General features: G+C 68.3%; 5 protein-coding genes and 1 pseudogene. All 6 read right to left on the bottom strand.

From position 1 onward, the window contains the following. The coding region (locus NON00_RS23595) for a biotin/lipoyl-containing protein (protein WP_305123538.1) at positions 1-281 on the bottom strand (281 nt) is incomplete at its 3' end. Between the two features lie 60 nt (positions 282-341). After that, on the bottom strand, positions 342-3,221 hold the full coding sequence (locus NON00_RS23600) for a 2-oxoglutarate dehydrogenase E1 component (protein ID WP_256025243.1): 2,880 nt from the start codon (positions 3,219-3,221) through the stop codon (positions 342-344). A gap of 217 nt (positions 3,222-3,438) precedes the next feature. Then, on the bottom strand, positions 3,439-4,329 hold the full coding sequence (sucD, locus tag NON00_RS23605) for a succinate--CoA ligase subunit alpha (RefSeq protein WP_256025244.1): 891 nt from the start codon (positions 4,327-4,329) through the stop codon (positions 3,439-3,441). 1 nt (position 4,330) lies between these two features. Beyond that, a complete protein-coding gene (gene sucC / locus NON00_RS23610) occupies positions 4,331-5,527 on the bottom strand; it encodes an ADP-forming succinate--CoA ligase subunit beta (RefSeq protein WP_256025245.1) in 1,197 nt (398 codons plus the stop codon). Between the two features lie 87 nt (positions 5,528-5,614). After that, a complete protein-coding gene (mdh, locus tag NON00_RS23615; protein ID WP_256025246.1) occupies positions 5,615-6,568 on the bottom strand; it encodes a malate dehydrogenase in 954 nt (317 codons plus the stop codon). A 144-nt stretch (positions 6,569-6,712) separates the two neighbouring features. Next, positions 6,713-6,992, bottom strand: a pseudogene (locus tag NON00_RS23620) (hypothetical protein); the annotation flags it as partial.

Raw genomic sequence — 6,992 nt, forward strand, 5'->3', positions numbered from 1 at the left:
GCGGCGGGGGCCGGCGCGGCGGCGGCGGGCTTCGCGGCCACGGCGCCGCCGGCGGCGATCACGGCCAGCACCGCGCCCGGCTCCACCTCGGCACCCTCGGCCGCCACGATGGACTCCAGCACGCCGGCGGAGGGCGCATTGACCTCCACCGTCACCTTGTCCGTCTCCAGCTCGACCAGCGGCTCATCGGCGGCCACCGCGTCACCGGCCTTCTTCATCCACTTCGCCACCGTGGCGGTGGACACGCTCTCGCCCAGGGTGGGCACCACGATCTCGGTCATCTTGCCGTAGCCTTCTTTGCCGGTGCGATGTCTGTTCGGGAATGGGGTCGGGAATGGGGGTCAGGCAAGGCCCAGCGCGTCGCGCACCAGGGCCTCCTGCTGCTGCTGGTGGACCTTGGCGAGGCCGGTGGCCGGGCTGGCCGCCTCGGCCCGGCCGGCATAGCCCGGGCGCTTCGCCTTGACGTCGAGTTCCGCCAGCACCTTCTCGATCCGCCGGTCGACGAAGGTCCAGGCGCCCATATTCTCGGGCTCCTCCTGGCACCACACCACCTCGGCGTTCCTGTACTCGCCCAGCACCTTGGCGAGGCTGATCCGCGGGAAGGGATAGATCTGCTCGACGCGGACGATGGCGACGTCCTGCAGGCCCTTGTCGCGGCGCTCCTGCAGCAGGTCGTAATAGACCTTGCCGGTGCAGAGCACGACGCGCTTCACCTGCTCGGCCGGCACCAGGGCGTCGACCTCGGGGATGACGGTGCGGAAGGCGCTGCCGGGGGCGAACTCGGACAGGCTGCTGACCGCCAGCTTGTGGCGCAGCAGGGACTTCGGCGTCATCACCACCAGCGGCTTGCGGTAGTTGCGCTTCAGCTGCCGGCGCAGCGCGTGGTAGTAGTTGGCCGGGGTGGTGAAGTTGCACACCGCCATGTTGCGCTCGGCGCAGAGCTGCAGGTAGCGCTCCAGGCGGGCCGAGGAGTGCTCGGGGCCCTGGCCCTCATAGCCATGCGGCAGCAGCATCACGAGGCCGGACATGCGCAGCCACTTGGTCTCGGCGCTGGCCAGGAACTGGTCGATCACCACCTGGGCGCCATTGGCGAAGTCGCCGAACTGCGCCTCCCACAGCACCAGGGTCTGCGGGTCCGCCAGCGAATAGCCATAGTCGAAGCCCAGAACGCCCATCTCGGAGAGCAGGGAGTTGAAGGCTTCCATCCGCGCCTGACCCTCGCGGATGTTGTTCAGCGGCATGTATTCCGCCTGGTTGTTCTGGTCGACCAGCACGCAGTGGCGGTGGCTGAAGGTGCCGCGCTGCACATCCTCGCCCGAGAGGCGGATGCGGTGGCCTTCCAGCATCAGCGAGCCGAAGGCCAGCGCCTCGCCGGTCGCCCAGTCGATACCCTCGCCCGTGTCGATGGCCTGCTTCTTGGCCTCGAGCTGGCGCAGGATCTTGGAATTGGCGGTGAAGCCCTCCGGCACGCGGGAGAGCGCGCCGCCCACCTCGCGCAGCGTGTCGAGGGAGACGGCGGTGTTGTCGTCCTTCTCCTCGTCATCGGAGCCGGCCGCCTTCAGCCCGGCCCAGTGGCCTTCCAGCCAGTCCGCCTTGTTGGGCTTGAAGGTCTGCGCGGCCTGGTAGGCCTCTTCCAGCCTGGCGTAGAAGGCGTCGAGCATCGCCTTCGAATCCTCGGCCGGCACGGCGCCGGCGGCGGCCAGGCGCTCCGCATACTTGGTGCGGGTGGTGGCGAGGTTCTTGATCACGCCATACATGATCGGCTGCGTGAAGGCCGGCTCGTCCGTCTCGTTATGGCCGTGGCGGCGGTAGCAGACGATATCCAGCACGATATCCGCGCCGAACTGCATGCGGTACTCGGCGGCGAGGCGGGAGCAGAACACCACCGCCTCCGGGTCGTCGCCATTGACGTGCAGGATCGGCGCCTGGATCGACTTGGCGACGTCCGTGCAATAGAGGCCCGAATAGGCGTGCAGCGGCACGGTGGTGAAGCCGATCTGGTTGTTCACCACGACATGCAGCGTGCCGCCGGTGCGGTAGCCGATGAGCTGGCTCATCGCCAGCGTCTCATAGACCACGCCCTGGCCGGCGAAGGCGGCATCGCCATGCAGCAGGATGCCCATGACGGAGCGGCGGCCCTTGGTGTCGCCCGCCATGTCCTGGCGCGCGCGGACCTTGCCGACCACGACGGGGTCGATCACCTCGAGATGCGAGGGGTTGGGCTGCAGCGAGAGGTGGACCGTCCGGCCATTGATCTCGATGTCGGTCGAGGTGCCGAGATGGTACTTCACGTCGCCCGAGCCCTGGACATCGTCCGGGTTGGCGGAGACGCCCTTGAACTCGGCGAAGACCTTGGTGAAGGGCTTCTTCACCACGTTCACCAGGGTGTTCAGGCGGCCGCGGTGCGGCATGCCGATGGCGATCTCGTTGACGCCCTGGCCGGCCGCCGTCTCGATCATCGCCTGCAGGGCGGGGATGGTGACCTCGCCGCCCTCAAGGCCGAAGCGCTTGGTGCCGACATACTTGCGGGCGCAGAAGGATTCGAAGCCCTCGGCCTCGGTCAGCTGCTGCAGGATGGTGCGGCGGGCCTGGGCATCGAAGATCCGCGCCCAGGGCGCGCCCTCGACGCGCTGCTGGATCCAGGCCTTCTGCTCCGGGTCCTGGATGTGCATGAACTCGACGCCGATCGGGCCGCAATAGGTCGCGCGCAGGATCGCGATGATCTCGCGCAGCGTCGCGGTGTCCTTGCCCAGCACGCGGTCGATGAAGATCGGCCGGTCCATGTCGGCGGCGGTGAAGCCGTAGGTGGCCGGGTCCAGCTCCGGATGCGCCTTGGGCACCTGCAGGCCGAGCGGGTCCAGCTGCGCCTCCAGATGGCCGCGCACGCGGTAGGCGCGGATCAGCATCAGGGCGCGGATGGCGTCCAGCACCTGCTGGCGGGCGGCGGCCGGGTCGGCGGCGGCGGCAGGCTTGCCGGCCTTCTTCGGGTCGGCCTTCGGCGCCTCGGGCTCGGGGGCGAAGCCGCCCTTCGGGCGCGGCGCCCAGGAGACGCCATGGGCGTCATGCAGCACGGCCTTGGCGTCGTCGTTCAGCGCCGCGAACAGCTCCTGGAAGGAGACGTCCACGCTGTCCGGCTTTTCCACCCAGCGCGCATACAGGTCGGCGAGGAAGGTGGCATTCGCCCCGTTCATCGCGCTTGCCAGGATGTCGATACCGGCCATGATCTCCTCCTCGCCCCGGCCCCGGCAGCAGGGCCTGGCGGCTGTCAGCTCAGTGCTGTGACGTCGCAAAAGGCAACGCCGCCCCCTTCATGGGGACGGCGCTTTTTAACATAAAATTTAACTTCGCACAGTTGGCGCAGGCCAGCCCGGCGGGAAACCGCCATCATGGCAGCCCCGCATCGCGGCCCTTGCGCCCCCTGTTGCGAAGCGTCCGGCATCAGCCGCGCAGGGCCTTCACCATGGTCGAGCCCAGCGCCGCCGGGCTCTCGGCCACGAAGATGCCAGCCTCACGCATGGCGCTCATCTTGGCCTCGGCGGTGTCCTTGCCGCCGGAGATGACGGCGCCGGCATGGCCCATGCGGCGGCCCGGGGGGGCGGTCGCACCGGCGATGAAGCCGACGACGGGCTTGTAGCCCTTCGAGCCCGGCTTGTTCTCACGGCCCAGGAACTCGGCGGCCTGGATCTCGGACTGGCCGCCGATCTCGCCGATCATGATGATCGACTGGGTCTCGGGGTCGGCCAGGAACATCTCCAGCACCTCGGTGAAGTCGGTGCCCTTCACCGGGTCGCCGCCGATGCCCACGCAGGTGGACTGGCCGAGGCCGGCCGCCGTGGTCTGCGCCACCGCCTCATAGGTCAGCGTGCCGGAGCGCGAGACGATGCCGACCGAACCGCGCTTGTGGATATGGCCCGGCATGATGCCGATCTTGCAGGCATCCGGCGTGATCACGCCCGGGCAGTTCGGCCCGATCAGGCGGGACTTCGAGCCGGAGAGCGCGCGCTTCACCTTCACCATGTCGAGCACGGGGATGCCCTCGGTGATGCAGATGATCAGCGGGATCTCGGCGTCGATCGCCTCCAGGATGGAGTCGGCGGCAAACGGCGGCGGCACGTAGATGACGGAGGCATTGGCGCCCGTCTTCTCCGCGCATTCGGCCACCGTGTTGAACACCGGCAGGCCGAGATGCGTCATCCCGCCCTTGCCCGGCGTCACGCCGCCCACATAGTTGGAGCCGTAGGCGATGCCCTGCTCGGCGTGGAAGGTGCCCTGCGAGCCGGTGAAGCCCTGGGTCATCACCTTGGTGTTCGCGTCGACGAGGATGGCCATCTCAGTTGGCTCCCTTCACGGCGCGGACCACCTTCTCGGCGGCGTCGGCCAGGTTGTCGGCGGGGATGATCTTCAGGCCGGATTCAGCCAGGATCTTCTTGCCGAGCTCGACATTGGTGCCCTCGAGGCGCACCACCAGCGGCACGGAGAGGGTCAGGTTCTTCGCCGCCTGCACCACGCCGGTCGCGATCATGTCGCACTTGGCGATGCCGCCGAAGATGTTGACCAGGATCGCCTTGACGTTGGCGTCGGAGGTGATGATGCGGAACGCCTCGGTCACGCGCTCGGCCGTCGCCGTGCCGCCGACATCGAGGAAGTTCGCCGGGCTGGAGCCATAGAGCTTGATGATGTCCATGGTGGACATCGCCAGGCCCGCGCCATTCACCATGCAGCCGATCTCACCGTCGAGGGCGACGTAGTTGAGATCGTTCTTGGTGGCGTCGAGCTCCTTCGGGTCCATCTCCGAATCGTCGCGCAGCGCCTCAAGATCCTTGTGGCGGAACAGCGCGTTGTCGTCGAAGGAGACCTTGGCGTCCAGCGCCACGACATCGCCCGCGCCGGTGACGACCAGCGGGTTGATCTCGACGATGGCGCAGTCCAGCTCGATGAAGGCGGTGTACATCGCCGTCACGAACTTGGTGAAGGCGGCGACCTGCTTGCCCTCGAGGCCGAGGCCGAAGGCCAGCTTGCGGGCATGGAAGCCGGAGACGCCGGAAGCCGGGTCCACCGCGACCTTCAGGATCTTCTCGGGGTGGTGCTCGGCGACCTCCTCGATCTCCATGCCGCCCTCGGTGGACGCCATGATGACGATGCGGGAGGTGTCGCGGTCCACCAGCAGGGAGAGGTAGAGCTCGCGCTTGATGTCGCAGCCATCCTCGACATAGACGCGGCTGACCAGCTTGCCGGCGGCGCCGGTCTGCTTGGTCACCAGGGTCTTGCCGATCATCGCTTCCGCGGCGGCCTTGACCTCCTCGACCGACTTGACGACGCGCACGCCGCCCTTGCCGTTCGGGTCTTCCTTGAAGCGGCCGGCGCCACGCCCACCGGCATGGATCTGGCTCTTCACCACATAGACGGGGCCGGGCAGCTTCTTCGCCGCCTCAACCGCCTCTTCGGCGGTCCAGGCCACATGGCCGTCGAGCACCGCGACGCCATAGCGGCGCAGCAGCTCCTTGCCCTGATACTCGTGAATGTTCATCCGCTCACCCTTTGCTGGGCTGTACGGCCGGGGCACGGCCGGATGGGGCGGCCGGGGCGACCGCCCCGGCCGGGGGAGTCTCTCAGCTCAGACGCCGAGCTTCTTGAAGTCCGCGATCAGCTTCTTGACCGCGTCGCAGGACTTGTCGAAGGCGGCCTTTTCTTCCGGCGTGAACTGGACCTCGACGATTTTCTCAACGCCCTTGTCGCCGATCACGACGGGCACGCCGACATAGAAATCCGTCATGCCGTATTCGCCATTCAGCAGCACGGCGCAGGGCAGGACGCGCTTCTTGTCCTTCAGGTAGCTCTCGGCCATGGCGATCGCCGAGGCGGCCGGGGCGTAGAAGGCCGAGCCCTTCTCCAGCAGCTTGACGATCTCGCCGCCGCCATTGGCGGTGCGGGTGACGATGGCGTCGATCTTCTCCTGGGTGGACCAGCCCATCTTCACCAGATCCGGCACCGGGATGCCGGCGACGGTGGAGTAGCGGGTCAGCGGCACCATCGTGTCGCCATGGCCGCCCAGCACGAAGGCGGTCACATCCTCGACAGAGACGCCGAATTCCTCGGCCAGGAACAGGCGGAAGCGGGCGGAGTCGAGCACGCCGGCCATGCCGACGACCTTCTCCGGCGGCAGGCCGGACTTCTGCTGCAGCACCCACACCATCACGTCGAGCGGGTTGGTGATGCAGATGACGAAGGCGTTCGGGGCATAGGTCTTGATGCCCTCGGCGACCTTGGTGATGACCTCGGCATTCTTGGTCAGCAGGTCGTCGCGGGTCATGCCCGGCAGTCGCGGGAAGCCGGCGGTGACGATCACCACGTCGGCGCCTTCGATGGCAGCATAGTCGGCCGCGCCGACCATCTTGCTGTCGAAGCCGTCCACCGGGCCGGACTGCATGATATCCAGGGCCTTACCGGCGGCCACGCCGGCGAACACATCGAACAGGACGACGTCGCCCAGTTCCTTGAGGCCGATCAGGTGGGCAAGCGTGCCACCGATGTTGCCGGCGCCAACCAGCGCAATCTTTTTGCGGGCCATGAGGAGGATCCTTCCCGAGGGCTTCGAGCGGGGGGCTGACTCTGTTTTTGCAGTGCAGCCGCTACCTACTCTCCTGCACCGGCCGCGACAAGGCGGCCGGGTGCCGGTTTTGTGGCGCCCTGCGGAAAGCGCAGCCCTGCCGCGTCAGAGCGGCAGGCAGCGCACCACGTCGTCATGCCCGCGCGCCAGGGTGGACATGGTGCCGGCCGGGCATTCGCGCTGCTCGCCGCTGGCCTCGGGCAGGCCCGCCTGCCAGGAGCGCGGCGGCTCGGCGCGGGCGATGCGGGCGCCGCCCCGGCTGGCCGTGCGCTGCAGCAGCGGGTTGCCCCGGCGCCCCGCCGGGGCAGTGGCCTTGGCGGCCGGGTGGCCCGAAGCCGGGCGGCCCGCAGTCAGGCGATTGGCGGCCTGGCGCACCGCCGGGGGC

Origin of the sequence: Roseomonas sp. GC11, from assembly GCF_024437745.1 — a bacterium.
GTDB lineage: Bacteria > Pseudomonadota > Alphaproteobacteria > Acetobacterales > Acetobacteraceae > Pseudoroseomonas.

What these genes read in the sequence shown, in the direction of transcription:
- NON00_RS23600 (WP_256025243.1), bottom strand. Translation starts at nt 3,221, where the DNA reads ATGGCCGGTATCGACATCCTGGCAAGCGCGATGAACGGGGCGAATGCC.
- sucC (WP_256025245.1), bottom strand. Translation starts at nt 5,527, where the DNA reads ATGAACATTCACGAGTATCAGGGCAAGGAGCTGCTGCGCCGCTATGGC.
- sucD (WP_256025244.1), bottom strand. Translation starts at nt 4,329, where the DNA reads ATGGCCATCCTCGTCGACGCGAACACCAAGGTGATGACCCAGGGCTTC.
- mdh (WP_256025246.1), bottom strand. Translation starts at nt 6,568, where the DNA reads ATGGCCCGCAAAAAGATTGCGCTGGTTGGCGCCGGCAACATCGGTGGC.